At 64.8% G+C, this 24,011-nt stretch carries 25 protein-coding genes and 1 pseudogene; 9 read left to right on the top strand and 17 right to left on the bottom strand.

The annotated features are described in order from the left end of the window. Positions 1 to 146: 146 nt before the first annotated feature. Positions 147 to 1,184, top strand: a complete 1,038-nt coding sequence (locus E4K64_RS30075) for an aspartate-semialdehyde dehydrogenase (protein ID WP_135166711.1) — start codon at positions 147 to 149, stop codon at positions 1,182 to 1,184. A gap of 82 nt (positions 1,185 to 1,266) precedes the next feature. Here the strand turns inward: E4K64_RS30075 and queA are convergent, their stop codons facing one another. The 5 genes from queA to coaD all read right to left on the bottom strand — a co-directional run bounded on the left by queA (position 1,267) and on the right by coaD (position 4,477). After that, complete coding sequence (gene queA / locus E4K64_RS30070) at positions 1,267 to 2,340, bottom strand: tRNA preQ1(34) S-adenosylmethionine ribosyltransferase-isomerase QueA (protein WP_135166710.1); 1,074 nt, start codon at positions 2,338 to 2,340, stop codon at positions 1,267 to 1,269. A 143-nt stretch (positions 2,341 to 2,483) separates the two neighbouring features. Then, positions 2,484 to 2,948 (bottom strand): peptidylprolyl isomerase, encoded by a 465-nt coding sequence (locus E4K64_RS30065; protein WP_126257534.1) that lies wholly within the window; start codon positions 2,946 to 2,948, stop codon positions 2,484 to 2,486. Further along, positions 2,945 to 3,370, bottom strand: coding sequence for a hypothetical protein (locus tag E4K64_RS30060; protein ID WP_135166709.1), 426 nt, complete (start codon positions 3,368 to 3,370; stop codon positions 2,945 to 2,947). The genes E4K64_RS30065 and E4K64_RS30060 overlap by 4 nt, the downstream gene beginning before the upstream one ends. A 9-nt stretch (positions 3,371 to 3,379) precedes the next feature. Beyond that, positions 3,380 to 3,943, bottom strand: coding sequence for a peptidylprolyl isomerase (locus tag E4K64_RS30055; protein WP_135166708.1), 564 nt, complete (start codon positions 3,941 to 3,943; stop codon positions 3,380 to 3,382). A 36-nt stretch (positions 3,944 to 3,979) separates the two neighbouring features. Beyond that, positions 3,980 to 4,477: a pantetheine-phosphate adenylyltransferase gene (gene coaD / locus E4K64_RS30050; RefSeq protein WP_126257531.1), complete on the bottom strand. Its 498-nt coding sequence runs from the start codon at positions 4,475 to 4,477 to the stop codon at positions 3,980 to 3,982. Positions 4,478 to 4,732: 255 nt separating this feature from the next. Between coaD and E4K64_RS30045 the strand changes: the two genes are divergently transcribed. After that, complete coding sequence (locus E4K64_RS30045) at positions 4,733 to 4,990, top strand: hypothetical protein (RefSeq protein WP_135166707.1); 258 nt, start codon at positions 4,733 to 4,735, stop codon at positions 4,988 to 4,990. A 71-nt stretch (positions 4,991 to 5,061) separates the two neighbouring features. On the opposite strand, the gene gyrA is transcribed toward E4K64_RS30045, so the two are convergent. Continuing rightward, positions 5,062 to 7,794 carry a DNA gyrase subunit A gene (gene gyrA / locus E4K64_RS30040; protein WP_135166706.1) on the bottom strand — a complete coding sequence of 911 codons (2,733 nt, stop codon included), beginning with the start codon at positions 7,792 to 7,794 and terminating at the stop codon, positions 5,062 to 5,064. 353 nt (positions 7,795 to 8,147) lie between these two features. Then, positions 8,148 to 8,642, bottom strand: a complete 495-nt coding sequence (locus E4K64_RS30035; protein WP_135166705.1) for a single-stranded DNA-binding protein — start codon at positions 8,640 to 8,642, stop codon at positions 8,148 to 8,150. Positions 8,643 to 8,887: 245 nt separating this feature from the next. On the opposite strand from E4K64_RS30035, the pseudogene E4K64_RS30030 reads away from it, so the two are divergent. From E4K64_RS30030 to uvrA, 4 genes and pseudogenes are all read left to right on the top strand, one after another. Then, positions 8,888 to 9,241: pseudogene (locus E4K64_RS30030) on the top strand (outer membrane protein); the annotation flags it as partial. A 238-nt stretch (positions 9,242 to 9,479) separates the two neighbouring features. Further along, positions 9,480 to 10,154 (top strand): outer membrane protein, encoded by a 675-nt coding sequence (locus E4K64_RS30025; RefSeq protein ID WP_135166704.1) that lies wholly within the window; start codon positions 9,480 to 9,482, stop codon positions 10,152 to 10,154. A 212-nt stretch (positions 10,155 to 10,366) separates the two neighbouring features. Then, positions 10,367 to 11,113, top strand: a complete 747-nt coding sequence (locus E4K64_RS30020; RefSeq protein ID WP_135166703.1) for an outer membrane protein — start codon at positions 10,367 to 10,369, stop codon at positions 11,111 to 11,113. A 285-nt stretch (positions 11,114 to 11,398) separates the two neighbouring features. Beyond that, the gene (gene uvrA, locus E4K64_RS30015) at positions 11,399 to 14,377 is read left to right on the top strand and encodes an excinuclease ABC subunit UvrA (RefSeq protein ID WP_135166702.1); all 2,979 of its coding nucleotides are present in this window, start codon (positions 11,399 to 11,401) and stop codon (positions 14,375 to 14,377) included. Positions 14,378 to 14,627: 250 nt separating this feature from the next. On the opposite strand, the gene E4K64_RS30010 is transcribed toward uvrA, so the two are convergent. Continuing rightward, entirely contained in the window at positions 14,628 to 15,104 is a 477-nt protein-coding gene (locus E4K64_RS30010) for a DUF5615 family PIN-like protein (protein ID WP_167772334.1), read from the bottom strand. A 3-nt stretch (positions 15,105 to 15,107) separates the two neighbouring features. Continuing rightward, the gene (locus E4K64_RS30005) at positions 15,108 to 15,329 is read right to left on the bottom strand and encodes a DUF433 domain-containing protein (RefSeq protein WP_135166701.1); all 222 of its coding nucleotides are present in this window, start codon (positions 15,327 to 15,329) and stop codon (positions 15,108 to 15,110) included. 71 nt (positions 15,330 to 15,400) lie between these two features. Here E4K64_RS30005 and E4K64_RS30000 point away from each other — a divergent pair, with 71 nt between their 5' ends. Beyond that, on the top strand, positions 15,401 to 16,075 hold the full coding sequence (locus E4K64_RS30000; protein WP_135166700.1) for an HAD family hydrolase: 675 nt from the start codon (positions 15,401 to 15,403) through the stop codon (positions 16,073 to 16,075). Positions 16,076 to 16,124: 49 nt separating this feature from the next. Here the strand turns inward: E4K64_RS30000 and E4K64_RS29995 are convergent, their stop codons facing one another. The 8 genes from E4K64_RS29995 to E4K64_RS29955 all read right to left on the bottom strand — a co-directional run bounded on the left by E4K64_RS29995 (position 16,125) and on the right by E4K64_RS29955 (position 23,181). After that, positions 16,125 to 17,090, bottom strand: a complete 966-nt coding sequence (locus E4K64_RS29995; RefSeq protein WP_135166760.1) for a YVTN family beta-propeller repeat protein — start codon at positions 17,088 to 17,090, stop codon at positions 16,125 to 16,127. Positions 17,091 to 17,107: 17 nt separating this feature from the next. Further along, positions 17,108 to 17,686, bottom strand: coding sequence for an SRPBCC family protein (locus E4K64_RS29990; RefSeq protein WP_126257520.1), 579 nt, complete (start codon positions 17,684 to 17,686; stop codon positions 17,108 to 17,110). A 929-nt stretch (positions 17,687 to 18,615) separates the two neighbouring features. Next, positions 18,616 to 18,903: a HigA family addiction module antitoxin gene (locus E4K64_RS29980; protein WP_028136268.1), complete on the bottom strand. Its 288-nt coding sequence runs from the start codon at positions 18,901 to 18,903 to the stop codon at positions 18,616 to 18,618. A gap of 5 nt (positions 18,904 to 18,908) precedes the next feature. Then, positions 18,909 to 19,196 (bottom strand): type II toxin-antitoxin system RelE/ParE family toxin, encoded by a 288-nt coding sequence (locus E4K64_RS29975; protein WP_135166699.1) that lies wholly within the window; start codon positions 19,194 to 19,196, stop codon positions 18,909 to 18,911. Positions 19,197 to 19,243: 47 nt separating this feature from the next. After that, positions 19,244 to 19,996, bottom strand: a complete 753-nt coding sequence (locus E4K64_RS29970; RefSeq protein ID WP_135166698.1) for an AAA family ATPase — start codon at positions 19,994 to 19,996, stop codon at positions 19,244 to 19,246. A gap of 107 nt (positions 19,997 to 20,103) precedes the next feature. Then, a complete protein-coding gene (locus tag E4K64_RS29965; RefSeq protein WP_135166697.1) occupies positions 20,104 to 20,964 on the bottom strand; it encodes a PCC domain-containing protein in 861 nt (286 codons plus the stop codon). A 9-nt stretch (positions 20,965 to 20,973) separates the two neighbouring features. After that, a complete protein-coding gene (locus tag E4K64_RS29960) occupies positions 20,974 to 22,581 on the bottom strand; it encodes an acyl-CoA synthetase (RefSeq protein WP_135166696.1) in 1,608 nt (535 codons plus the stop codon). 105 nt (positions 22,582 to 22,686) lie between these two features. Further along, on the bottom strand, positions 22,687 to 23,181 hold the full coding sequence (locus tag E4K64_RS29955; RefSeq protein WP_135166695.1) for a hypothetical protein: 495 nt from the start codon (positions 23,179 to 23,181) through the stop codon (positions 22,687 to 22,689). Positions 23,182 to 23,275: 94 nt separating this feature from the next. Between E4K64_RS29955 and E4K64_RS29950 the strand changes: the two genes are divergently transcribed. Together E4K64_RS29950 and E4K64_RS29945 are read left to right on the top strand one after the other, a co-directional pair. Next, complete coding sequence (locus E4K64_RS29950; protein ID WP_135166694.1) at positions 23,276 to 23,632, top strand: hypothetical protein; 357 nt, start codon at positions 23,276 to 23,278, stop codon at positions 23,630 to 23,632. Between the two features lie 97 nt (positions 23,633 to 23,729). Continuing rightward, positions 23,730 to 24,005, top strand: coding sequence for a GNAT family N-acetyltransferase (locus tag E4K64_RS29945; protein WP_135166693.1), 276 nt, complete (start codon positions 23,730 to 23,732; stop codon positions 24,003 to 24,005). Positions 24,006 to 24,011 lie beyond the last annotated feature (6 nt).

Raw genomic sequence — 24,011 nt, 5'->3', positions numbered from 1 at the left:
ACCACCAAACGCACGACCAAAACCACCACGGCCTCAGGGGCCCGGGGAGGCGTGCGCGCGTAGTCGTCGACTGGAACGCATCAGCTCTACCGAAGCCCCGCCCTCGATGGTCCGGGGCTTTTTTGTTGTCTCATTCGCAAATCTCAATGGAGGACAAAGTGAGTAACGATCCCGTCGTCGCGATTGTCGGCGTCACCGGTGCGGTGGGCGCCGAATTCATCGCCACCATGGACAAGCGCGGCTTTCGCGTCGGCAAGCTCAAGGCGCTCGCCAGCGCCCGCTCGGCCGGCAAGACGGTGTCGTTCCGCGGCAAGGATATCGTGATCGAGGAGCTGACCGAGCGGTCCTTCGAAGGTGTCGATATCGCCCTGTTCTCCGCCGGCGGCGGCATCTCCAGGAAGTATGCGCCGATCGCGGTCAAGGCCGGCGCGGTCGTGGTCGACAACTCCTCCGCGTTCCGCATGGACCCGAACGTGCCGCTGGTGATCCCCGAGATCAACGCCAGCCGCATCCGCGACCACAAGGGCATCATTGCCAACCCCAACTGCGCGGCGATCACCGCGCTGGTGCCATTGTGGCCGATCCACCAGAAGAACCGCATCAAGCGCGTCATCATCTCGACCTACCAGGCCGCCTCGGGCGCCGGCGCCGCCGCGATGGAGGAGCTGGTCGAATCCACCCGCGCCAATCTCAACGGGCAGGTCTATACGCCGAAGGTGATGCCACATCCCTACGCCTTCAACCTCTTCAACCACAACACGGCCGTCGACCCCGACACCGGCTACAACGACGAAGAGACCAAGGTCATCAAGGAGACCCGCAAGATCTTCGAGGACGACACCATCGCCGTCGGCGTCACCTGCGTACGCGTGCCGGTGCTGCGTGCCCATTGCGAGGCCATCACCTTCGAATGCGAGAAGCCGATCAGCGAAGACCAGGTCCGCGCCATCATGGCGCAGGCGCCCGGCGTGAAGGTGGTCGACGATCGCGTGAAGAACTACTTCCCGATGCCGATCGACGCCTCGGGCCAGGACGACGTCCTGGTCGGCCGCATCCGCAAGGATCTCAGCGACGCTAGCGGGCATTCGATCTCGATGTTCGTGGCGGCCGATCAGCTGCTCAAGGGCGCAGCGCTGAACGCGGTGCAGATCGCCGAACTCCTGCCGCAGCGGGTGATGGCGTAGCAAGGTTTAGGCGAAGGCGTAATCCACCTCTTCCGCTTCCGCGGAGATCGAGTGGTGGGTTACGCCTTACGGCTAACCCACCCTACGGCACTGCCCGAAACAGCAGACACGCATCCCCATACGAATAAAACCGGTAACTGTTCGCGATGGCGTGCGCATAGGCCGCCTTCATCGGCGCCAGCCCGGAGAATGCCGACACCAGCATGAACAGCGTCGACTTCGGCAGGTGGAAATTGGTCATCAGGATATCGACGGCGCGGAAGCGATAGCCGGGCGTGATGAAGATCGCGGTCTCGGCCGCGAAGGGCTGGATCGTGCCATCCTCGCGCGCTGCGCTCTCGAGCAGGCGCAATGACGTGGTGCCGACGGCGATGATGCGGCCGCCATTCTTTCGGGCGCTGTTGAGGCGCTCCGCCGTCTCGGCCGAGATCGTGCCCCACTCGGCGTGCATCTTGTGGGCTTCGGTGTCGTCGACCTTCACCGGCAGGAACGTCCCTGCCCCGACATGCAGCGTGACCTGGTTGACGCCGACGCCGCCCGCGCGCAGCGCCTGCTCCAGCGCCGGGGTGAAATGCAGCCCGGCGGTGGGCGCTGCGACCGCGCCCTCGTTCACCGCGAACATGGTCTGGTAGTCGGCGAGGTCCTGATCGTCGGGCGTACGCTTGGAGGCGATGTAGGGCGGCAGCGGCGGGCTGCCGAGATCGGCGATGGCCTGGTCCAGCGCCGGGCCGTGGAACGAGAACGACAACGTGACCTCGCCCTCGGTGCCCTTGGCATCGACCTCGGCGTCGAGATGGCCGAGCAGGCAGACCTTGCCTTCATTGCCGAAGCGGATGCGGTCGCCGGCGACGAGCTTCTTGGCGGGCTTCACCAGCGCCTGCCAGCGCGAGCCGTCGAGCCGCTTGATCAGCGTCGCCTCGATTCTGGGCTCGGTCTCGCGGCCGATGCGGCGGCCGTTCAGCTGCGCCGCGATCACCTTGGTGTCGTTGACGACGAGCTGGTCGCCCGGCTTCAGCCATGACGGCAGGTCGGCGACGATCTGGTCGCGCAGCGCGCCGTTCTCCACGACCAGCATCTTGGCGGAGTCGCGCGGGCTTGCCGGGCGCAACGCGATGCGCTCGGGCGGCAGGTCGAAATCGAACAGATCGGTGCGCATGTCGGAGTCAGCGCCGTGCCGTCAGACCCTCATGGTGAGGAGGCGCGCAGCGCCGTCTCGAACCATGAAGGCCAGACTGCAGCAGCGGGGCCTTCATCCTTCGAGACGCGCGTTCCGCGCTCCTCAGGATGAGGGTCGCGAGCTTATTCCTTGTCGGCCGCCATCCGCGCCTTGACGATCTTGTCGGGGTTCTGCACCGGCTCGCCGCGCTTGATCTTGTCGACATTCTCCATGCCCTCGGTGACCTTGCCCCACACCGTGTACTGGTTGTCGAGGAAGCGTGCGTCGTCGAAGCAGATGAAGAACTGGCTGTCGCCGGAATCGGGATTGGCGGCGCGCGCCATCGAGGCGGTGCCGCGCACATGCGGCTCCTTGTTGAACTCGGCCTTCAGCTTCTTGCCGGAGCCACCGGTGCCGGTGCCCTGCGGGCAGCCGGTCTGCGCCATGAAGCCCTCGATCACCCGGTGGAACACAATGCCGTCGTAGAAGCCCTCACGGACCAGTTCCTTGATGCGGGCGACATGGCCGGGCGCGAGGTCGGGGCGCATCTCGATGGTGACGGGGCCCTGCGTAGTCTCGAGGATCAGGGTGTTTTCGGTGACGCTCATGCTCGTCTCTCTTGCGTTGGGGGTGAAGTCTTGTCAGGTGACGTTTTGCGGTTACGGAACTGGATCGCGAATGGACGTCCCGCGGCGGCGCCGGCCATTGCATCGGTAAATGGCACCGGCGTGCAGCGTTGCAACGCCTCCATCACCGCGATCCGGTATTGCAGCCGGTCATTGTCGGAGGCCTCCGCGGATTCATAGGTAATCCTCGGATGGCCCAGAATGTTTCCGGCCCGGTTAAAGCTCACGACGACGGTGATGTCGAGTGGGCGAGCCTTGTTCGGCGGTGGCGGTTTCCAGCAGGTGCGCAGATGCCGGAAGACGTCCTGGATGGTGTTGACCTGCGCGTCCTCGGCGGCCGCTCTGGAGAGGCCAAGCAGGAGCGCCGCAGCAGCTACGATGAGCTTTTTGCCACGGCGCGCCATCGCTGCCTCCTATTTGATGTCGGAGGCGACCTGCACCTTCACCATCTTGTCGGGATCGGTCACGGCGCCGCCGGCGGAGCCGGGCGGAGCCTTCTTCAGCTTGTCGACGACGTCCATGCCCTGCACGACCTCGCCGATCACGGTGTACTGGCCATCGAGGCTGCCGCCGTCGGCGAACATGATGAAGAACTGCGAGTTGGCGCTGTCGACGCTGTCGCCGCGCCGGGCCATGCCGACGATGCCGCGGGCAAAATGCACCTTGGAGAATTCCTGCTTCAGGTTCGGATATTTCGAGCCGCCGGTGCCGTTGAAATTCTGGCCGTCGCCGGTCTGCGCCATGAAGCCGTCCATGACGCGGTGGAACGGCACGTTGTTGTAGTAGCCCTCGCGCGCGAGCTGCTTGATGCGCTCGGCATGCTGAGGCGCGATATCGGTACGCAGCTTGATGACGATGCGGCCCTTGGTGCTGTCGATGACGATGGCGTTGGCCTTGTCGAGGTTGGCCGGCAATTGCTGCGCCACCGCCGGCACCGCGAACACAAGCGCGGCAAGGACTGCGAGAATTCGGATCATGACAACTCCGGATCAGATTGAAGAGGACGCGCGCCGTTATCCGGCGAATTTTGCCTTGAGCTGGGCCGCGACGATCGGCGGGACGAAGGTCGAAACGTCCCCGCCCATGCCGGCGATCTGGCGCACCAAAGTGGCGGTGATCGGGCGGACCATCGGCGAGGCCGGCAGGAAGACCGTGTGCACCTCCGGCGCCATCGCCTCGTTCATGCCGGCGAGCTGCATCTCGTAGTCGAGGTCGCTGCCGTCCCGCAGGCCCCGAATCATGATGGTCGCGCCGTGCTTGCGCGCCGACGTCACCGACAGATCGTCGAACGTCACGGCTTCGAGCACGCAGCCGGCCTTGGCCGCCACCGGCCCGCAGACGTCATGGAGCATCTTCAGCCGCTCCTCGGTCGAGAACAGCGGCTTCTTGCCGGGATGGACCCCGATCGCGACCACGAGCTTGTCGCACAGCGACACGCTGTGCCGGACCACGTCCAGATGGCCGTTGGTGATGGGGTCGAAGGAACCGGGATAGAAGGCGATACGCGGCATAGCCCCCTCCTACCGCGCCCGGCCCGGCCCGGCAAGCCGGGCCGGTTCCCGGCCGTTTCCGGCAATATCCCGCCGCCGTGTCGGGAATGGCCGGTTTGTTTCGTCCTGAGCGCGGTCACGAAACAAATGGGGGTGGACACGAAACCATTTCCCGCGCCGGCGAAGACGTCCGGAAACTGGCCATGGTTACTAATCCGGCCAACGAATGACGGGCCGCACACTGGGCGTAGGCGGCCACATCACAGGGGACTGTCAATGATCAAGGCTCTTTCAGCGATCGCACTCTCTGCGTGTGTCGCCGCAGCCCTCACGCTCCTGCCCGGCATTGCTCCGGCGGTCGAAGCCAGCGTGCCGCAGCCGCTGGCTAAGAGCGACCGGCTCGATATCCGCGCCGTCGGCAAGGACTGCTCGCAGCAGGCCTGGCCCAATTTCGAGGCCTCGTGCCTGCGCAAGGCCGGCACCAAGACGAATGTCCGCGAGGCGCGCCTCGTGACCGCCAATCGGACCCCGTAGTCGGGTCTGTAAGGTTCGCGAATGATGAGCGACGAATAGCGAATGGGGCAGTAAGTCCTGGTCGCTACTCCCTATTCCCCATTCGTCCCATTGCCGCTCTCGGCCTCTTCCGTGATGTGCTCGACGGACACCACGTGCTCGTCCTCCGCGGTGTCGAACACGATGACGCCTTGCGTCGAGCGGCCGGCGATGCGGATGCCCTCGACCGGGCAGCGGATCAGCTGGCCCTTGTCGGTGACCAGCATGATCTGATCGGCGTCCTCGACCGGGAACGAGGCGACCAGGTTACCGTTGCGGTTGTTGACACTCATGGCGACGATGCCTTTGCCGCCGCGTCCCGTGGTGCGGTATTCGTAGGACGAGGTCCGCTTGCCGTAGCCGTTGACCGACACGGTGAGCACGACCTGCTCCTGGGCCGACATCTCGGCGTAACGTTCCTGGGCGAGCTGAAAGCTGCCGGACGTCTCCTCAGCCTCGGCGTCCACGGCGGCCTCTTCAGCCCCGGCTTCGCCGGCGACCGCGCGGCGCATCTTCAAATAGGCCGAGCGCTCGTCCGAGGTGGTCTCGACGTGGCGCAGGATCGCCAGCGAAATCACCTTGTCCGAATCGGCGAGCGCGATGCCGCGCACGCCCATCGAGGTGCGTCCGGTGAACACGCGCACGTCGGTGACGGGGAAGCGGATGCACTGGCCGCCGGCGGCGGTCAGCAGCACGTCGTCGCGCTCGGTGCAGATCTGCACGTCGACGATCGCCTCGCTGTCGTCGAGCTTCATCGCGATGATGCCGGAGCGGCGGACGTCAACGAAGTCCGACAGCTTGTTGCGCCGGACGTTGCCGCCCGTCGTGGCGAACATCACGTCGAGGTTGCCCCAGGTCGATTCATCCTCCGGCAGCGGCATGATGGTGGTGATGCGCTCACCCTGCTCCAGCGGCAGGATGTTGATCAGCGCCTTGCCGCGCCCGTTCGGCGCCGCCACCGGCAGACGCCAGACCTTCTCCTTGTAGACCTGGCCGCGCGAGGAGAAGAACAGCACCGGCGTGTGCGTGGACGCCACGAACAGGCGGCTGACGAAATCCTCGTCGCGGGTCTGCATGCCGGAGCGGCCCTTGCCGCCGCGGCGCTGGGCGCGGTAGGCCGACAGCGGCACGCGCTTGACGTAACCGGCGTGCGAGACGGTGACGACCATATCCTCGCGCTGGATCAGGTCCTCATCCTCGACCTCGCCCTCCTGCTCGATGATGACGGTGCGGCGCGGCGTGGCGAACTCGGCCTTCACTTCGGCGAGCTCGGTCTTGATGATGCCGAGCACGCGTTCGCGCGAGCGCAGGATGTCGAGATAGTCGGCGATCTCGCCCGCGAGCTTGTCGAGCTCCTCGCGGATTTCGTCACGGCCGAGTGCGGTGAGGCGCTGCAGGCGCAGGTCGAGAATGGCCCTCGCCTGTTCCATCGACAGCCGGATCGTGCCATCCGCGCTGATGCGGTGGCGCGGATCGTCGATCAGCGTCAGCATGTCCTCGACGTCCCGGGCCGGCCAATCGCGCGACATCAGGGTGTCGCGCGCAGCGGTCGGGTCGGGCGAGGTCCGGATCACGCGGATCATCTCGTCGATATTGGCGACCGCGATCGCGAGACCAACGAGGATATGGGCGCGGTCACGCGCCTTGGCCAGCAGGTACTTGGTGCGCCGCGTGACGACCCGCTCGCGGAAGTCGACGAAGATGGTCAGCAGGTCCTTCAGATGCATGATCCGCGGACGGCCGCTGTCGAGCGCCACCATGTTGACGCCGAAGCTGGTCTGCAGCGGCGTGAATCTGTAGAGCTGGTTCAGCACCACATCCGGCACGGCGTCACGCTTCAACTCGATGACGACGCGGTAGCCTTCGCGGTCCGATTCATCGCGCAGGTCGCCGATGCCCTCGATCTTCTTTTCCTTGACCAGCTCGGCGATGCGCTCGACCATCGTCGCCTTGTTCACCTGGTAGGGAATCTCGGTGATGATGATCGCCTCGCGCTCCTTGCGGATGGTCTCGATCGCGACCTTGCCGCGCATCACGATCGAGCCGCGGCCGAGGTGATAGGCAGAGCGGATGCCCTGCCGTCCGAGAATGACGCCGCCGGTCGGGAAATCCGGTCCCGGCACGATGTTGATGAGCTCGTCGATGGTGAGCGCGGGGTTGTCGATCAGCGCGACGCAGGCGTCGATGACCTCGCCGAGATTGTGCGGCGGGATGTTGGTGGCCATGCCGACCGCGATGCCGCCCGCACCGTTGACGAGAAGGTTCGGGAACTTGGCCGGCAAGACCGACGGTTCGGTCTCGTTGTTGTCGTAGTTGGGCTGGAAGTCGACGGTGTCCTTGTCGATGTCGGCCAATAGGGCCAAGGCCGCCTTCGTCAGGCGCGCTTCGGTGTAACGATAGGCAGCCGGGGGATCGCCGTCGACCGAGCCGAAATTGCCCTGGCCGTCGATCAGCGGCACGCGCATCGAGAAGTCCTGCGCCATCCGGACCATGGCGTCGTAGATCGACTGATCGCCGTGTGGATGATACTTACCGATGACGTCACCGACCACGCGGGCGGACTTGACGTACTTCTTGTCGGGCGTGTGCCCCTGCTCGTTCATCGAGAACAGGATGCGGCGGTGCACCGGCTTCAGACCGTCGCGGGCATCGGGCAGCGCCCGCGCCACGATCACGCTCATGGCGTAGTCGAGATAGGACTTCTTCATCTCCTCGAAGATGGAGACGGGGCGAATGTCCGAGGGTTGCGCCGGCTGGTCGCCGGGCTTGTTGTCGTCGTCAGCCAAGGGGGAATCCGGTGAGTTTTTGTCTGGGAATCATATAGCGCATCGTGCCCCTGATAACCACCCTTGGCGGGGGCTCGGAAAGCGCTTTTTCCGCTTATTTTTCCAATGACTTACGGCGTTGCAAGGAGCACCTGGAATCAACCTGGAACAGGTCTTCCAAAATCGACCCGGCCACGGGGGTCCGTCACGCGGCGAGAGCGCCCCACCGGTCCGCTTGCCTGGCCTCAAGCCGAGTTCAACCCGCATGAAGCGGGCCCGGAAATCCCGAGCCCTTTCTGTCAACTAGTGAGATTTGCTGACCCGGCATCGAAGGCGCCGCCGAGCCCGGCCAGCGCCCCCCTCGTCCGCGCCGCTCAGAACGGGATATCGTCGTCCATGTCGCTGTTGCGGCCGCCGCCGGCGGCAACGGGACGGCGCGGCGCGCTGCTGACCGGGCCGGAGGAGCCGAAATCGCCGCCCGCCTCGTCACCGAAGCTGCCGCTTCCGCCGCCGCCACCGCGGCCGTCGAGCATCGTCAGGGTCGAGTTGAAGCCCTGGAGCACAACCTCGGTGGAGTATTTCTCGACGCCGCTCTGGTCGGTCCATTTGCGGGTCTGGAGCGCCCCCTCGATGTAAACCTTCGCGCCTTTCTTCAAATATTGCTCGGCGACCTTGCAGAGCCCTTCGTTGAAGATCACGACGCGATGCCACTCGGTCTTCTCCTTGCGCTCGCCGGAGTTCTTGTCGCGCCAGGTTTCCGAGGTCGCGATGCTCAAATTCGCAATCGGCCGCCCGTCCTGGGTGCGGCGGATTTCAGGATCCTTGCCGAGATTTCCAACCAGAATGACCTTGTTGACGCTTCCCGCCATCGCCGCTCTCCACTCCGAATGCCACTGATTTCAAAGGCCGAGCGCGCTGCCCGCGTTCCTCTGCGCCCTGTTGGGGCGACCCTATACGCTTGCGGGCGCCGCTCAGCCCATCCCCCCCTGGGTTATCCCCACATATAGCATCGACCGCCGCGACGTTCCAGATTTGTTCTTCCTGGCGGTGCGCCGAAACAAGATCGCGCCAACTCAGCGCGCCGGCGCCCAAGAATGTTCCGCCGAAGGGAACCTACGCCTGGAATAGCGTGCTGCTCTACGTGAAAGGCGGCGGCGCCGTCGTCAGCGACCGCTGCCGGAGCTATGATCTCGTCGCGGGCCTCGAGTTCGGCCGGGCCAACGAGACTCGCTGGGGCGGCACCGTGGGCGCAGGAATCGAGTTTGGATTTGCGCCGAACTGGACGGTGGGCTTCGAGTACGACCACATCTTCCTCGGCAACCGCACCATGACTTTCACCGGCTCCGGCAACCTTCCGGCGGCCCCGCTTGGCGCTGTTACACGCTCCGAGCGTATCAGCCAGGACGTCGATATCGGCTTGATCCGGGTGAACTACCGCTGGGGCGGACCGCTGATCGCAAAATACTGATACCCATCTGATATTGTTCGATGATTGAAGGCCGGCCTCGCGCCGGCCTTTGTCGTTTGGCGGCAGGATCATCGACGCAATGAGTCAGTAACCATCACCTTTTCGACCGCTGTGGCTTTTCGGAGACACAACTTGCGGCTTCAGTGGTGTAAGCACCGCCTCAGTTGGGCCGTTTGAGTCCGATGCCCTTCCGTCAAGGAAGGCAACAACAGAAACTGGGACTGGGATTAAGTTGAAAATGAAAAAGGCTTTGTTGGCTTCGGCCTGTTTGTTCGCTCTGGCGGCCCCCGCTTCGGCCGCTGATCTCGCGGCTCGTCCCTACACCAAGGCGCCGGTCGCTCCGCTGGCTTCCGTCTACAACTGGACCGGTTTCTATCTCGGTATCGTCGGCGGCGGCGCCTGGGAAGCCTCTTCGAGCGACCCGAAGATGCAGGGTGGTTTCGTCGGCGGCACCGCCGGCTACAACTGGCAGACCGGCAACGTCGTGTTCGGCATCGAGGCCGATGGCGCCTGGGCTGACGTGAACGCTTCGGCGACGGCGCTCGGGGTCACCGTGGCGTCCAAGACCGACGCACTCGGCACCGTGCGCGGTCGCATCGGCTGGGCCGTCAACAACATCCTGCTCTACGGCACCGGTGGTTACGCCTGGATCGACAACAAGGTCACCGTCTCCGCACTGGGCGCGTCCGTGTCGGACAGCAAGTGGCACTCCGGCTGGACCGTCGGTGCCGGCGTCGAGGCGTTCTTCGCTCCGCAGTGGTCGGTCAAGGGCGAGTACCTCTATCGCAGCCTCGGCAGCGAGACCTACTTCTCGAACCTCGGTGCTCCGCTGGCCTCCGGCACGATCAACTTCCACACCGTGCAGGTCGGCGTGAACTATCACTTCGGCGGCCCGGTCGTCGCCAAGTACTAAGCTTCGCTGCAACGCTCCTCGCGTTACGAAAGGCCGGCCTTGCGCCGGCCTTTTTGTTGTCTCGCGTCCACCCACATCGCCAGCTGGTGTTTTTCAAGAGATGTGGCCCCCAGGTGACACAACCTTTGGCTTAAATGGTGTAAAGATCACAGGGTCCGCTGCTCTTCCGATTCCGGAAGGCAAGAAAGAGAGACGGGTACTGGGGAATGGATATGAGGAAGCTTTTGCTGGCTTCGGCCAGTTTGTTCGCAATCAGCGCGTTGGCACCGGCCTCGGCGGCCGATTTGGCGGCCCGTCCCTACACCAAGGCTCCGGTCGCGCCGATCGCGATGTACAATTGGAGCGGTTTCTACGTCGGCATTAACGGCGGTGGCGCATCGAGCCGCAACTGCTGGGACGTCAACAATATCTTTGGCGTGCCCGGTCCGGACACGGCTGAAGGCTGTCACAATGCGACCGGCGGCGTCGTCGGTGGCCAGCTCGGTTACCGCTGGCAGTCGGCCAACTGGGTCTTCGGTCTCGAAGCCCAGGGCGACTGGGCCAATCTGAAAGGCTCAAATACCAGCCTGACGTTTGCGCCGCTGGTCAACGAGACCAAGATCGACGCACTTGGCCTCTTCACCGGCCAGGTCGGCTATGCCTGGAACAACGTGCTCTGGTATGTGAAGGGTGGCGCGGCCGTCACGCACGCCAAATACACCGGTCTGGTGGGCGGCGTCGTCCTCGATAGCGCAAGCGAGACGCGCTGGGGTGGTGCGGTCGGCACCGGCCTCGAATTTGGTTTCGCGCCGAACTGGTCCGTGGCGATCGAGTACGACCATCTGTTCATGGGCAAGCGCAACAACTCCTTCACGATTCTCGGCGTCAACGACCGCATCGACCGGATCAAGCAGGACGTCGATATGGGCACCGTCCGCCTCAACTACACCTTCGGCGGCCCGGTGGTTGCGAAGTACTGAGCTTCGTCTCCCAACTCTCCCGTTACGAAAGGCCGGCCTCGTGCCGGCCTTTTTGTTTGGCCTGCTTCTGGGGCATGCGCGTCCATGCAGTTCCACGTTCTGCTGCTGCCAGATGCCGCCAGAGCGCCAACATTCCGTTGACGATTCGCAACTCCCTCTGGAAATCCGCCTCCGTTCTTCCTACGTTCGCTGCCAACCCCATCGGCGCCGATCCGGTTCCGGACGAAGCGCGGCTCTCTTGCTGGCGCGGTCGCGCACCCATGGGATTGCTTGAGGGCAACTCGGATGGATGAAGTGATCAAGGCGAAGCGCCAACAACAGAACGCGGGCTCGAGCCTGCGCGCAATTACGATCCGCGGCGCGCGCGAGCACAACCTCAAGAACATCGACGTCGAGATTCCCCGCGACAAGCTGGTGGTGTTCACCGGCCTCTCCGGCTCCGGCAAATCCTCGCTCGCGTTCGACACCATCTACGCCGAGGGCCAGCGCCGCTACGTCGAATCGCTGTCGGCCTATGCGCGCCAGTTCCTGGAGATGATGCAGAAGCCCGACGTCGACCAGATCGACGGCCTGTCGCCGGCGATCTCGATCGAGCAGAAGACCACCTCGAAGAACCCGCGCTCGACCGTCGGCACCGTCACCGAGATCTACGACTATATGCGCCTGCTCTGGGCGCGCGTCGGCGTGCCCTATTCGCCGGCCACGGGCCTGCCGATCGAAAGCCAGACCGTCTCGCAGATGGTCGACCGCGTGCTGGCGCTGCCCGAGGGCACGCGGCTTTATCTGCTCGCGCCCGTCGTGCGCGGCCGCAAGGGCGAGTACCGCAAGGAGCTCGCCGAATGGCTCAAGAAGGGCTTTCAGCGCGTCAAGATCGACGGCACCTTCCATGAGCTGGCGGAAGCGCCGACGCTCGACAAGAAGTTTCCGCACGACATCGACGTGGTCGTCGACCGCATCGTGGTGCGTGCCGACATCGGCCAACGCCTCGCCGAGAGCTTCGAGACCGCGCTGAAGCTCGCCGAAGGCCTCGCCGTCGTCGAGTTCGCCGACGCGCCTGCGGCCGCTCCCGCTGAAGAGAAGAAGAAGACCGCCAAGATCCACGACAAGAGCGGACCCGAGCGCATGCTGTTCTCGGAAAAGTTCGCCTGCCCGGTCTCCGGCTTCACCATTCCCGAGGTCGAGCCCAGACTGTTTTCCTTCAACAACCCCTATGGCGCCTGTCCTGCCTGCGGCGGCCTCGGCGTCGAGCAGCATGTCGACGAGGACCTCGTCATCCCCGACAAGGAGCTCGCCATCGGCAAGGGCGCGATCGCGCCCTGGGCCAAATCGTCCTCGCCCTATTACGTGCAGACGCTGACCGCGCTCGGCAAGCACTACAAGTTCACCCTGACCACCAAGTGGAAGGACCTGCCCAAGAAGACGAAAGACGCCATCCTGCACGGCTCCGGCGAGGACGAGATCAAGTTCTCCTACGAGGACGGGGTGCGCTCCTACGACACCAAGAAGCCGTTCGAGGGCGTCATCACCAACATCAACCGCCGCTACCGCGAGACCGAGAGCGAGTGGGCCCGCGAAGAGCTGGCGAAATATTTTCACGACGTGCCCTGCGAGGCCTGCAAGGGCTTCCGCCTCAAGCCCGAGGCGCTCTGCGTCAAGGTCGGCGGAAAGCATATCGGCGAGATCTCGGAGCTGTCGGTCAGGAAGGCCGGCGAATGGTTCGAGACCGTGCCTGGCGCGCTCAACGCGCAGCAGAACGAGATCGCCGGCCGCATTCTGAAAGAGATCCGCGAGCGCCTCACCTTCCTGCTCGACGTCGGCCTCAACTACCTCACCTTGTCACGCTCCTCCGGCACGCTGTCCGGCGGCGAGAGCCAGCGCATCCGCCTCGCCTCGCAGATCGGCTCGGGCCTGACCGGCGTGCTCTACGTGCTGGACGAGCCCTCGATCGGCCTGCACCAGCGCGACAACGCCCGCCTGCTCGACACGCTGAAGCGGCTGCGCGACCTCGGCAACACCGTGGTCGTGGTCGAGCATGACGAGGACGCCATCCGCTTGGCCGATTACGTGCTCGACATCGGCCCCGGCGCCGGCATGCATGGCGGCCACATCGTCGCCGAAGGCACGCCAGCCGAGATCATGCGCAACCCGAAATCGCTGACCGGCAAGTACCTGACCGGCGAGCTCGAGGTCGAGGTGCCGGAGCGGCGCCCGCCGAACCATCGCCGCACCATCAAGGTGGTCAACGCGCGCGGCAATAACCTCAAGAACGTCACCGCGGAAATTCCGCTCGGCCTGTTCACCTGCGTCACCGGCGTGTCCGGCGGCGGCAAGTCGACGCTGCTGATCGACACGCTGTACCGCGCCATCGCCCGCAAGCTGAACAATGCCAGCGAAGGCGCCGCCCCGCACGACCGCATCGAGGGCCTCGAGCACATCGACAAGATCATCGACATCGACCAGTCGCCGATCGGCCGCACCCCGCGCTCGAACCCGGCGACCTATACCGGCGCCTTCACGCCGATCCGCGAATGGTTCGCCGGCCTGCCCGAGTCCAAGGCGCGCGGCTACGAGCCCGGGCGCTTCTCCTTCAACGTCAAGGGCGGCCGCTGCGAGGCCTGCCAGGGCGACGGCGTCATCAAGATCGAGATGCACTTTTTGCCCGACGTCTACGTCACCTGCGACGTCTGCAAGGGCAAGCGTTACAACCGCGAGACGCTGGAGGTGCTGTTCAAGGGCAAGTCCATCGCCGACGTGCTCGACATGACGGTCGAGGAAGCCGCCGAGTTCTTCAAGGCGGTGCCGCGCGTCCGCGAAACCTTCCAGACCCTGCACCGCGTCGGGCTCGACTACATCCACGTGGGACAACAGGCGACGACCCTCTCGGGTGGCGAAGCGCAACGCGTCAAGCTCGCCAAGGAGCTGTCCAAGCGCGCCACCGGCCGCACGCTCTACATCCTGGACGAGCCGACCACCGGCCTGCACTTCCACGACGTCAAGAAGCTGCTGGAGGTGCTGCACGAGCTGGTCGCGCAGGGCAACACCGTCGTCGTCATCGAGCACAATCTCGAAGTCATCAAGACCGCCGACTGGGTCATCGACCTCGGCCCCGAAGGCGGCGACGGCGGCGGCGAGATCGTGGCCTGGGGCCCGCCGGAGGACATCGCCAAGGCGCCACGGAGCTATACGGGGAAGTTTTTGGCCCCCGTATTGGAGAAGGCACGGAAGCCGAAGCGGAGACGCGCGGCGAGCGAGGCGGCGGAGTAGACCCGCCGCTCGAGCAACCGGCTCAAGTTGCCTGGAGTGATCTCCATGCCCAGCCGAACCTATGCTCTCTTCCGCAACGCCATCCTCGCCGAGCAGCAGGTGACCTGTATCTACGAGGGCCGGTACCGCGAGCTATGTCCGCACGTCATCGGCACCAACAAGGCCGGCGAGGAAGCTGTGCCGGCCTGGCAGCTCGCCGGCGACAGCAGCGGGCCGCTGCCGCAATGGCGGTGCCTGAAGCTGGCCAATGTCAGAGGAGCCGGTCTACGGGACGGCCGCTGGCACGAGGGTGGCCACTCAGACTTGCGTCAGCAACATCGATATCGACATCAATGTTCACGTCCGCAAATTGCAGTGAGTCACCTCCGGCGCAGCAATACAAAGGACGCGATCGAAAGCGAACCTCGTCAATCACGACATAGCGGCCGAAGAGCCCTTCACCGAAGTGATCGACGGCCTCCAGTAGCCGCTTCCGTACCAGCGGCCCATGATCCGGATCGATGCGCAGCAGGACGAGACCTGGAACGACTTGGTTGCGACGAAAGACAAGCTCGCCGAAATCCTTGTCAGCCGTAAGGAGAAGACGGCCTTCCCGTGACGCCAGCGCAATGACCTCTACATCGCCCAGACTGGCAGCAAATTCGGCGATGTAGAGCACATCGTGACCGGCGCCGCGCAGCTCTCGAACCAGAGAGACCGCGATGCACTCGTCTGCGAGCCAGAGCACGGTTTAGCGAAAAATGATGTCTTCGTCGGCCAAATAGTCTGCCGCAAAAGCCTGGGCTGCCCGAATGTCGTCCGCTGTCAACCGCGGATGCTCCGCTATGATGGTCTCAATGGTCATACCCGCGCCCAGCTCGCACAACACCAGCTCGACCGGCACGCGTGTGCCGCGGATCACAGGCTTGCCGTCCATGATCGCCGGGTTGATTTCAATGCGCTCGTGCCGCATGGCTGTCCTCGAATTTTGCCGAACGATAGCACATCAGGCCACGCTTGTCAGCGAACTCGAAACCCGCCTCCATGCCCTACGCCCTCGCCATCTTCGACCTCGACGGCACGCTCGCCGACAGCTTCCCCTGGTTCCTGCGCACCATCAACGATGTCGCCGACCGCTTCGGCTTTCGCCGCGTCGCCGACGAGGACGTCGAGGGGCTGCGGCATGCTTCGACGCGGGAGATTCTTGCCCGGCTCGAAGTCCCCTTGTGGAAGCTGCCGGCGATCGCGCGGCATGCGCGGCGGCTGAAGGCGGAGGCGGCCAGCGAGATTCCGTTGTTCGCGGGTGTCGAGGCGATGCTGCGGACGCTGGCCGAGAACGGCGTGCAGCTGGCGCTGGTGACGTCCGACAGCGAGGCCAATGCGCGCGAGAAGCTCGGGGATGCCGGGGCGTTGTTTACGCATTTCGACTGCGCGGCCTCGCTGTTCGGCAAGGCCGCCAAATTCCGTAGGGTCATCCGCCGCGCCGGTGTCCCGCCGGGCCAAGTCATCGCGATCGGCGACGAGGTCCGCGACATCGAGGCGGCGCGGGCCATCGGCATTGCCTGCGGCGCGGTATGCTGGGGCTATGCAGCCCCGGCGGCGCTGCGGGCACTGGGGCCGGACCATGTGTTCGAGCGGATGGATGAGATTGCATGGACGCTCTGCCCCGGTGCAGTAGCCCGGATGAGCGAAGCGACATCCGGGAACGTCAGTGGATGAGGATGGCCCTGTCCCGCATGTCGCTCCGCTCATGCGGGCTACGACCGCCCTACTCCGTCCTGCGCAAAAACAACCCGAACGCCCTTGGGCCGTCGCCGGTCTTGATCTCGCCGACGACCTTCAGCTCGGCCGCGTCGATGATATGAAGCGTGTTGCTCTCCCAGCAGGCGACGATGACGCGCTTGCCGTCGGCGGTGGCGTTGATGCCCTCGGGATAGTCGCCGACATTGATGCGCTTGATCGGCTTCAGGCTCGCAACATCGAACACGCTGACGGTCCCGCCATATTGGTCGGTCACGAAGCCGCGGCCTTGCGTCAGCGCCACGGCGTAGGGGCGCATGCCGACGGGCACGCGGCCGATCTCGCGCCCTTCCGCGATGTCGATCACAGAGACGTCGTCGGAGCCGACATTGGCGGTGTAGGCGCGCTTGCCCTCGGTATCGATGGTGACGCCGAATGGACGGGTGCCGACCTTGATCGTCGTCTTGCGCTGGCGCGTCGCGGTGTCGACGACCGAGACGCTGTCGTCGTCGCGGTCAGCCGAGAGCAGCAGCTTGCCGTCCGGCGTCACCGCCAGCCCCGACGGCGAGGCGCCGACCGCGATGCTGGCCGTGACGCTGCGCGAGGCCGTATCGATCACCCGCACCGCCGCGGCATACCAGTCGGCGACATAGACGGTCTTGCCATCTGGCGCCACGGCGATGCCGAGCGGGCCGCCGCCGACCTCAACGCGGCCCGCCACCTGCCGCGTCGCCGCGTCCACCACCGTCACCGCCTTGGCATCGGGACTCGTGACATAGGCAAAGCGCCCGTCCGCGCTAACGGCAACACCGGCCGGCTTGCCGCCGATGGGAATGGTTGACACCGCGCGCGCAGTCGCGAGATCCACGATCATCAGATCGTCGCTGAGCTGATTGGTGATGAAGGCTTCTTCGGCAGACGCGCTGCCGAAGCCCGGGCCAAGAGCAGCACAACAAAGGCCGGCGGCGAGCGCCGCCAGGAGCAGCGCCCGCAAGGCCAATGCCCGCACGATCAGCTACCGCTCTCGATCTTCTTCTTCAGCGCCTCCAGACCGGCCTTGTAGAGCCCGCTCACCGCGGTCTTGGCGGCCTCGTCGCTCAGCTCCGGCGGCGGATCGTTGTTGGGAAAGCCGCGGTAGAACGCGCCGGCCCATTCCAGCTTCGACTTGCCGTCGGGAGCCGGCGACACCGTCAGGGTCGAGGAATAATTGGTCACCGGCAGCACCTTCACGTCGACCTTCGTGATCCGGTACGAATAGCTCATCATGTCGGGCTCGTATTTGTAGAGCTCCTCATCGACAGTCGCTCCGCCCGTCAGCGTCAGCTGCCGCGTCGCGCCGACCTCGTTGCCCTTCTCGCCCGTGGTCTTGGTAACAGGCGGCAGCCAGCTCATGTCCTGAAAGTTGCGGATCGCCGCCCAGACCTTGTCCTGCGGCGCGTTGATCTCGATGGATTCGCGCACTTTCTGCCGCGTCGGCCCGTGGGCCCAGGCTGGTGAAAAAGCCGGCGCAAAAGCTGCCGTCAAGACCGCCGCCCCTGCGGCAGTCAGCACCGCCGCCACGGCCGTGCGCCGTCCAATCGTCACCCTCATCTCGTTTCCTCATGCGTCCAGTTGATCGTGCGCGACTTTGGGCGCGCTGCGATCATCCTAGCGTATTTTGGGGCCGAGGGGAGACCGGTTCGTGGCGCCGTTGCGGCTGACGCCCGGCACGCCCCACAACCTGTTGCGCCGCCCGACGGGTGAAACACCCACAGGAAGGTCAACGCCGGCGCGGCCAAACATTTCTCTTTATCAGAACTTCGGATTATCGTATAGAAAGCCATCCCACCCCGGCCGAGGGGCGTATCGCGATCGTCACGACATGCGGGGTGGTACGTGGTGGACGCAGGCTGCGTTGCCGCGGCGGTGGTTGCAGGGCGGGTCACACCGTGAGCAACTGACTGCGCGGACACGACCGGTGCAGCCTGCGTACGGCAAAATCGTGTGGTCCCGGCGCCCGGGGTCTGTGCGCCAAGTCTTGCGGTGATGCCGCGGCCCGACCGGGCAAGCGCATCAGCCATCCGCAAGGCGACGGGGGCAATAGTGCAACGCTCCCCGAGGAGAGCACGACATAAGCCGTCAAACCACTGCGCAGGGAAGGCCGGATGTTTTGGCTTCACCTGTATGCCGCTGTGCAGCTTTTTTTAAGCACACGCTTTCGCACAGTGGACCGCGGGTGCCAGCCGGCACCCGGCCTTCCCTGCGCCCTCGGCATCTTCGAGGGGCAATAGCTACCGCAAAGCTCGGGCGGAATACGCCGCGAGAACGGGAACCCGCGCGTGCGATTGAGTTTCGAGCGGAAATATGAATTCGCTCTCGTGCCGCGTAGCGCCCTCGCGGCGATCCGAAGCGTCGTCCGGTGCGATGCGCTGCAGAGCCGGGGCCCATGCAGCAGCGCGTTGCTCGGCCGCTGGGTCCCGGCTCAGCGCCGCAACGCTCTCGCGTTGCAGCTTGTCCGGGACACCAACGTGGCGAGCCGATCAAGCCGCGTCGGCGGGCCTTACCCGCCGAGCGATCTCCGCGCCCTTCTCCCGCTCGACGACACCGATGTCGTACTGCCCCTGCAAGTCCAACCAGAATTGAGGACTGTTGCCGAAATACCGACCAAGTCGCACCGCGGTGTCAGCCGAGATACCTCTGCGTCCATTCAGAATATCGGTGATCCGCCCCGAAGGAACGCCGATGTCGAGTGAAAGCCTGTTGGCGCTCAGCCCTCGCGCAACCAATTCGCGCTTGAGCAGCCTTCCGGGATGAACGAGTGGAGCCATGAATGTCAGCCCTTGTGATAATCGACGATTTCTACCTCGTAGGCATCGCCCTTGCTGAATTCGAAACAAATGCGCCAACGCTCATTGACTGTCATGGCCCATTGTCCCCTGCGATCGCCCTTCAGCTTATGCAATCCGACGCTCTTCAATGGACTCAAGTCTCCGAGCGATTTCGCGACGTTCAGCGCAAGCAACAATTCGGCCGCCGCCTCGAAATCGAGGCCACGAAACTGGTTCGGACGCTGGCCATCCCAGATCCTGCGGCTCGCTGAATTCCGCCAAGACCTGATCACGGCAGAAACATACTACGAAAATGGGTGAACAACAATGGATGGCACATTCATTCCCCCAGCACCGCCTCAACGAACCCGCGCGGATCGTTGCAGAATTCGCGCATCACCCGGTAATGATCGGTCTCTTCCACCGTCACGGGCTCGAGGCCGTACTTGGTCAACCGCAACAACCGCGCGTTGGGATAGGCCATCAGCATCGGCGCATGGGTCGCCATGATGACCTGGCAGTTGCGGGAGGAATCCATGCGATGCAGCAGCTTGAGAAACTCCATCTGGCGCGCTGGCGACAGCGCTGATTCCGGTTCGTCGAAGATGAAAATGCCCTGCTTCTGGCATCGCTCCTCGAAGAAGCGCAGGAAACCCTCACCATGCGAGTAGGACAGAAAATCCGGCGGCCTGTCGGAAACCTCGTCGAGATATCTTGCAACCGAGAAGAAGGTCTCAGCGCGGAAGAACCAGCCGTTGGTGATCTTCGGCACCCAGCCGGCGCGAAGCGCGACCGACAACTCGCCGCCCATGATCTCGCGCGCATTGGAATGATCGACCGGGCGATAACCCTTGCCGCCGCCAGCGTCGTCAAAACCTGCGAGCGCTGCAATACCCTCCAGGATGGTCGACTTGCCGGTGCCGTTCTCGCCCACGACGATGGTGATCGCGGTGTCGAAGCTCAGGTCGAATTCCTCGCGGAAGATCGGCAGACAATACGGATATGCCTCCCAGTCCGGAACCAGCGCGCGGTCGAGCCAGACGCGCCGGAGATAAGGAGCAGGCAGCCTGATGTCGCGCTGTCGCCCTCGCATATTCACCACTCCCTGCCCTGTCCGAGAAACTCGCAACCAAGAACATATCAGGAACAGGCGCTCAGAAGAAGTGGCTTCAGCAGCCAATGACAAGTCCAGGCTGCGATCTAGTCCAGCGCCTCCAGCACCAGCTCCATGGTCATCAGCACCGGATTGTCGCCGCGGACCAGGCGCCCCTCCGCCAGGCCGCCGGTGTAGTCGACCAGGGCGACGTCGAGCGCAGCTTCGAGCGCGCCGGAGGGCCCGGGCGCGATCAGCCCGGCCGTCACCGCCAGCTCGGTCGCAAACGGCTCGGTCACTCCGCCATGGGTGAAGCGCGCGCCGATGGTCGAGCCGACGCCGCCATGGATCCTCGCGCGCGCGATGCCGTGCGCACGGCAGAACTGTTCGAGACAGGCGGCAAAATCCTGGTTCGGCCGCAACCGCAGCGCAAACGCGCGACGCGTCGTGCGGGCGCCCATGGGTCCAGCAGCCACCGGCCCGAACAGCTTAAAATTGGTCTCGGGATCTTGCTCCGCAGTGAACATCGCGCCATCGAGCCCGAAGGCGTCGACCTCGAACGGTTCGGCGACGACAGTCTCGTCCGGCAGCATGTGGCCACCGCCGGCCTTGCCGTCCGCCTCCGTCCAAAGCCCATGGCAATGAAAGAACGGCGCGCCGTCGCGCATGCCCAGCGTCAGACTGCCGAGCCTCGTGCGCGTGACGCCGCCGGGCCGGTACGTGTCGCTGTAGAAAGCGGCGTTCTCGCCGGTCTTCGACAGCGCCGGCATCACATAGGCGAACGGCCCGAGCGCGCCGCGCCGGAAGTTGAGCACGCCGCTCGTAAAGCCTTCGGCCGCAAAGCCGCGCCGCGCGGCTTCCAGCAGCGGCAGACCAGCTTGAAGCGTGAACGAGAAGGTGCGCCCCCTCGCCTCCACCCATTGGATGCGCTCTGCGATAGGCGCGCCCGGCTGCTTGATATTCCGCATCGCCTGCGCTCAGCCTGCCTTCGTCTTGTCGAGATCGAGCAGGCCTCGTGCCTCGAGCTCGTCGCGCACCATGCGCTTCGGCACCTTGCCATAGCCGGATTTCGGCAGGGCGTCCCAGAAGAAGAACCGCTTCGGCATCTTGTAGCGCGGCACCTTCGGACCGAGAAACGCCGCCATCTCGGCCTCGCTCACCGGCTGCTCGCCCTCGCGGGCCACGCAGACGGCAACGCCGACCTCGCCCCAGGTCGCATCGGGCACGCCGAGCACGGCGACCTCGCCGACCGCGGGATGCGTCAAAATCTTCTCCTCGATCTCGCGCGGATAGATGTTGGAGCCGCCGGAGATGTACATGTCGGAGGCGCGCCCCGTAATGTAGACGAAGCCCTCCTCGTCCATGTGGCCGAGATCGCCGGTGCGAAACCAGCCGTTGCGGAACGCCTTCGCATTGGCCTCGGGATTGTCGTAATAGCCGGCGAGCACCGCAGGTCCGATCACGCAGATCTCGCCGCTCTGATTGGCCGCGAGCTCGCGGCCCTCGTCGTCCTGGATCGAGACCTGCATGGCCGTGCGCTCGAAGCCGCAGGTGCCGATCCTGGCATGCGGACTATCCTCGGCGTCGTGCAGCGCCGCCGGCAGCACGGTGATGTTGCCGGTGACCTCGCCGAGGCCGAAATACTGCACGATGACCTTGCCGAGCTTCATCAGCGCGGTCTTCTGGTCCTCGCGATACATCGGCGCGCCCGCATAGATCACGTGACGCAGCGAGGAATGATCGTATTTGTCGACGGCGGGATGCTCGACCATCATCTTGAGGATCGTCGGCACGGTGAAGAGATTGGCGACCCGATGCTTCTCGATCAGGCGGAACGCCTCGTTGATGTCGAACTTCTCGGTCGGCAACAAAACCGTGCAGACGCCGCGCGCGGTCTGCACCAGCTGATGCACGCCGGCGCCATGCGACAGCGGCGCCACCACCAGCGATGCGTCGTTCTCGGTCACGCCGGGTGTCAGATCGGCGAGATGGTTGGTGACGACAAAACCCATCTGGCCATGGGTCAGCACCGCCGCCTTGGAGCGCCCGGTGGTGCCCGAGGTGAAGAAGAACCAGCAGGGATCGTCGTGCTCGACGGCAGCGTTCTCGACCGCCGCTCCGGCTCGCGAGGCGATGGCCTCGGCAACCGAGGTCTCGCCGAACGCGCCCTTGCCGTCGACGCTCCAGGTGAACTCCAGCGCGCCGCCCTTCACGGCGGCGGCGTGCTCGGGAAAATCGACATGGCACAGAAAGGCCTTGGCGCCGGAAGCTTCCGCGAGATAGGTGACCTCGTCCGGCATCAGACGGAAATTGGTGGGCACCCAGACCGCGCCGAGCCGGAATGCGGCGAACATCGAGAAGAACATCTCGTCGCCATTCTTGGAATGGACCAGGATGCGGTCGCCCTTGGTGATGCCGCGCGCAGCGAGCGCAGCCGCCAGCGCCGAGACCTGCGCATCGATCTGCCGCCAGGTCCAGGATCTGTCACCCCAGACGAAGCCGGGACGCGCACCGTGCCGCCGCGCATTCTGGGTCAGCATGTAAGCGAGATTCATGACGCGGCGGGACATGCGCAGGGGCTGCATCGGGCTTCCTCTTCGGGGGCGGACGGCGCTCGAGCCCCCCGCTTATTGCGGCCCATTTATCGCCATCGCCCGCGCCCCTGCAAGGCCGCCGGCCGCACACCTGCCCTACGGCTGCTTGAACGTGAACGGGCTCGCCGTAATGGCCTTCTGCTTGACGCAGGCCTGCGGGCCGAAGCCGCCGCAAAAGCTGCCATGCAGATCGAAGCGGATGCGCGCGGCCCCAAGCGCCTTCCGTGGCGGCATGATCTTGTAACTGCGGACATGGCCGTCGAACACCTTGCGCACGCTGCCGTCCGGCAGCGTCACCAGGATGTTCATGACGCAGCCGCCGGTTCCGCAATAAGTGGTCTCGCGGTCACCGCATTTGGTGTCGCTGAAATCGACGATGTAGTCGTCGCGGCCGTCGCCGGTGAGGTCGATCCGACGCACCGTATCGGGCGCGAAGCTCACCTCGCCCCCGTCCTGGCTGGTGCATTCCTCATTGGCGTAGCGCAGCGCCTGCTGCACGCCGGGGGGATAGTCCGACGGATTGAACGGCTTTGCATCCTCGGCACGCGCGGCGGAGGCGATCAGGGCGAGCAGAAGCATCAGATGGCGCATGCGCGTTGGTCGCCGGCATAGCCGCAATCGTTCAGGGAATTTTAAACATGATCGGCGCACCCTCGCTCAGTTCTCGCGTACAGAGTGCCGTATCATGGTCAAAGCGCCCGCTTTCCTCGTGTTGTCGCTGGCGCTGGCCGGATGTGCCGTGGGTACTCAAGCGCACCTGACGCCCGACCCCGCGTTCAAGCCTGCCCGATATGCCTGGGATGGCGCCGGCGAGGATCCCAATCGGCCGGAGGCAGCCTCGCAACCGACACGCGCCGTGGCCAGCTCCGGGCGCAGCAGGTCGCAAGCCGGGCTTCAGCCGCCTTCGAAGGAATGGTGGCAGCAGCAGAACGGCAGCGAGGCCGAGCAGGATGCCCGGGTCAACCGCTCCCTGGTCATCTGCCAGGGATGCCTGCGGCCGCAGCAGCACGAAGATTCCAGGCTCGCCAAAGCCGCCGATTGAACGAACGGCTTCAGAGCGGAAACCTACCGGCCTGATCACGCGTTACGATGTCGTGCGCGAGGCCAATGGCCGGAAGATCGACGACAGCGGAGGCGACATGAGCGACGTTATCGACAACAGGGCCGATCACCGCTTCGAGCTCGAGGTCGAAGGCCGTATTGCGACCGAACATTACAAGCTCGACGGCGACGTCATCACGTTCGAGCACACCGACGTGCCGAAGGAGCTCGGCGGCAAGGGCGTCGGCTCGACGCTGGTGCAAGGCGCGCTCGATCAGGTCCGCGCGGCCGGATTGAAGCTGATCCCGCAATGCCCGTTCGTGAAAGCGTGGATCGAGAAGCACACCGACTATCAGGATCTCGTGGCGAGATAGGGAGAC

It is taken from the genome of Bradyrhizobium frederickii (assembly GCF_004570865.1).
Taxonomy (GTDB): Bacteria; Pseudomonadota; Alphaproteobacteria; order Rhizobiales; family Xanthobacteraceae; genus Bradyrhizobium; species Bradyrhizobium frederickii.
Note: the sequence above shows the minus strand (reverse complement) of the source record. Positions and strands in the feature narration are given on the sequence as shown.

Excerpts from the sequence above, each read along its gene's own strand:
- coaD (WP_126257531.1), bottom strand. The coding sequence starts at position 4,477 with ATGCCGCGTATCGCCTTCTATCCCGGTTCCTTCGACCCCATCACCAAC.
- E4K64_RS29955 (WP_135166695.1), bottom strand. The coding sequence starts at position 23,181 with ATGCGCCATCTGATGCTTCTGCTCGCCCTGATCGCCTCCGCCGCGCGT.
- E4K64_RS30045 (WP_135166707.1), top strand. The coding sequence starts at position 4,733 with ATGATCAAGGCTCTTTCAGCGATCGCACTCTCTGCGTGTGTCGCCGCA.
- E4K64_RS29950 (WP_135166694.1), top strand. The coding sequence starts at position 23,276 with ATGGTCAAAGCGCCCGCTTTCCTCGTGTTGTCGCTGGCGCTGGCCGGA.
- E4K64_RS30055 (WP_135166708.1), bottom strand. The coding sequence starts at position 3,943 with ATGATCCGAATTCTCGCAGTCCTTGCCGCGCTTGTGTTCGCGGTGCCG.
- E4K64_RS29990 (WP_126257520.1), bottom strand. The coding sequence starts at position 17,686 with ATGAGGGTGACGATTGGACGGCGCACGGCCGTGGCGGCGGTGCTGACT.
- E4K64_RS29960 (WP_135166696.1), bottom strand. The coding sequence starts at position 22,581 with ATGCAGCCCCTGCGCATGTCCCGCCGCGTCATGAATCTCGCTTACATG.
- uvrA (WP_135166702.1), top strand. The coding sequence starts at position 11,399 with ATGGATGAAGTGATCAAGGCGAAGCGCCAACAACAGAACGCGGGCTCG.
- queA (WP_135166710.1), bottom strand. The coding sequence starts at position 2,340 with ATGCGCACCGATCTGTTCGATTTCGACCTGCCGCCCGAGCGCATCGCG.
- E4K64_RS29945 (WP_135166693.1), top strand. The coding sequence starts at position 23,730 with ATGAGCGACGTTATCGACAACAGGGCCGATCACCGCTTCGAGCTCGAG.
- E4K64_RS30000 (WP_135166700.1), top strand. The coding sequence starts at position 15,401 with ATGCCCTACGCCCTCGCCATCTTCGACCTCGACGGCACGCTCGCCGAC.
- E4K64_RS29970 (WP_135166698.1), bottom strand. The coding sequence starts at position 19,996 with ATGCGAGGGCGACAGCGCGACATCAGGCTGCCTGCTCCTTATCTCCGG.
- E4K64_RS29980 (WP_028136268.1), bottom strand. The coding sequence starts at position 18,903 with ATGGCTCCACTCGTTCATCCCGGAAGGCTGCTCAAGCGCGAATTGGTT.
- E4K64_RS29965 (WP_135166697.1), bottom strand. The coding sequence starts at position 20,964 with ATGCGGAATATCAAGCAGCCGGGCGCGCCTATCGCAGAGCGCATCCAA.
- E4K64_RS30065 (WP_126257534.1), bottom strand. The coding sequence starts at position 2,948 with ATGAGCGTCACCGAAAACACCCTGATCCTCGAGACTACGCAGGGCCCC.
- E4K64_RS30020 (WP_135166703.1), top strand. The coding sequence starts at position 10,367 with ATGAGGAAGCTTTTGCTGGCTTCGGCCAGTTTGTTCGCAATCAGCGCG.
- E4K64_RS30060 (WP_135166709.1), bottom strand. The coding sequence starts at position 3,370 with ATGGCGCGCCGTGGCAAAAAGCTCATCGTAGCTGCTGCGGCGCTCCTG.
- E4K64_RS30075 (WP_135166711.1), top strand. The coding sequence starts at position 147 with ATGGAGGACAAAGTGAGTAACGATCCCGTCGTCGCGATTGTCGGCGTC.
- E4K64_RS30005 (WP_135166701.1), bottom strand. The coding sequence starts at position 15,329 with ATGCGGCACGAGCGCATTGAAATCAACCCGGCGATCATGGACGGCAAG.
- E4K64_RS30035 (WP_135166705.1), bottom strand. The coding sequence starts at position 8,642 with ATGGCGGGAAGCGTCAACAAGGTCATTCTGGTTGGAAATCTCGGCAAG.
- E4K64_RS30025 (WP_135166704.1), top strand. The coding sequence starts at position 9,480 with ATGAAAAAGGCTTTGTTGGCTTCGGCCTGTTTGTTCGCTCTGGCGGCC.